A 1816-nucleotide genomic window follows, 5' to 3' on the forward strand; every position below is an offset into this window, starting at 1 on the left:
CGTCGTTTAGGGTCTCTTGTCTTGAATCGCGGGCAGAAGAGGCCTGAGACGCGTTTTGCCTATATCGACATCTCGTCGATTGACAATGTGAACCAAAAGCTCGGACAAGAAACTGTTATAAATGCAGCTGACGCGCCCTCACGAGCAAGAAAGCTAGTCGCAAAGAATGATGTGCTCTATGCGACCGTCCGCCCTTATTTGCATAATGCCTGTATCGTAGATAAGGATTTTAATATTAAGCCCATCGCAAGTACTGGGTTTGCTGTCCTTTCATGTCTTGACGGATTCCTTCCTAGTTTTCTTCTCTACTTTTTGGTTTCTCCTAGCTTTGACTCTTATGCAAATGCCAATGAGAACGCAAAGGGGGTTGCCTATCCGGCAATCAATGACAACAGGCTGTATCGCGCTCTAGTTCCTGTTCCCCCGGCCAGCGAGCAGAAACGAATTGTTTCTAGAGTCACCGAAGTATTTGCTCTTACCAATTGACTGCTTCATCAACCGCGGCGCGCTGTTCATCGGCAGTGCGCCGCAGATAGATTCGCGTTGTCTCAATGCTTTCGTGTCCCATAAGATCAGCAAGCAGTGAAATATCTGGGTTGCGGTTGATAAAGTTTTTTGCGAACAAGTGCCGAAATGAATGCGGGTATACGACGTCTTGGTCGACGCCATAGCGCAGTGCGGCACGCTTCAACCCTACGGATATGCCGCGCGAAGTAATCGCGTTGTCGTTTTTGCCTGGAAATAGAAGGCCTTTCATTGGCTTGGCTTTCCATGTAAGACTTTCTTCACGCAAAGAGTCAGGTATCCAAATTCTCCTGAGCTTCTGGCCTTTTGAAACAATGTCCATATATCCAGCGGTAACGTGTTCTACTTTGAACTGTCTTAACTCACTTACTCTCGCACCCGTACAACCAAGAAAGCGAACGATGAAATACCAAAACCAATCACCGTCTTGCTTCAGGCCGCTGATTAACTGCATGTATTGTTCATTGCTGATGACATTGTCGAGAAACGGCTTCTGTTGAATTCGCACTCCTTTGAGTCGGATTCCATCGAAAGCGATGAAATCAAGGTAGGTGTTAATTGCGCCGATGCGGTTGTTAACCGTTTTCGGAGCGAATGAAGAAACCAGCCACTCTTTGTGCGCAAGAAGTGACTGGTTTGTTAGAGACTGAGTTTTATCGATAAGCTGGCATATTGCAAAGGAATAAGAATCAACAGTGTTTTCCGCATAACCCTTTTCCTGCAAGTATTGTACAAACATTCTCATGACATCTTCCTTTCGACGAGGTCATGAAAACAGTTAGACAAGTATTTTGAAAAGCCAGTCAACTTCATAAACGATGCGACGCTGCTCGGCGAGGGGCGGAACTGGGATTAGGTAGTTTCTGACCGTCTCCTGCGCAAGCTCTTTCTGCTTCGTGCTGCCGCTTGCCTGGTCTTCAATTTCAGACTGGACTGACGGCCCCGCGAAATAGGCGAAGGCAAACCGATGATCAAGCCAATCTTCCCGCGTCCTGATCACCGTCACGTGGCTGTCGGCGACGGCCCAGCCGTATCTGTTTTTCGCCGAGTCATAGACCGCCATCCTGCCCAACGTGCCGAGGCCGGTCGAGTTCCAGAGAAGGTCACCATCCTTCAGAATCCGCTCATCCGCGTACTTGGATACGGTGGCTGGGTCGATGAACCTCGCCTTTTCCACGGAGAATCCGCTCCACTGGTTGCACTTTTGGGCGATCACGGGGTATTTCTCGACGGTCGAATACTTCGGCGACTTGCCCCTCTGGATGTAAGTGGTGACGCTCTCGAGCCTCGC

General features: G+C 49.2%; 3 protein-coding genes. 1 reads left to right on the forward strand and 2 read right to left on the reverse strand.

What is annotated here, in order from left to right; translation table 11 throughout:
- A partial coding sequence (locus PMX60_RS10140) for a restriction endonuclease subunit S (RefSeq protein ID WP_271747820.1) occupies positions 1–486 on the forward strand: 486 nt, incomplete at its 5' end.
- On the opposite strand, the gene PMX60_RS10145 is transcribed toward PMX60_RS10140, so the two are convergent.
- Together PMX60_RS10145 and PMX60_RS10150 are read right to left on the reverse strand one after the other, a co-directional pair.
- Entirely contained in the window at positions 476–1270 is a 795-nt protein-coding gene (locus PMX60_RS10145) for a tyrosine-type recombinase/integrase (RefSeq protein WP_271747821.1), read from the reverse strand. The genes PMX60_RS10140 and PMX60_RS10145 overlap by 11 nt on opposite strands.
- Positions 1271–1303: 33 nt before the next feature.
- The coding region (locus PMX60_RS10150) for a restriction endonuclease subunit S (RefSeq protein ID WP_192934321.1) at positions 1304–1816 on the reverse strand (513 nt) is incomplete at its 5' end.

The organism is Collinsella aerofaciens, assembly GCF_028206995.1.
Classification (GTDB): domain Bacteria; phylum Actinomycetota; class Coriobacteriia; order Coriobacteriales; family Coriobacteriaceae; genus Collinsella; species Collinsella aerofaciens_AQ.

Excerpts from the sequence above, each read along its gene's own strand:
- PMX60_RS10145 (WP_271747821.1), bottom strand. The coding sequence starts at position 1,270 with ATGAGAATGTTTGTACAATACTTGCAGGAAAAGGGTTATGCGGAAAAC.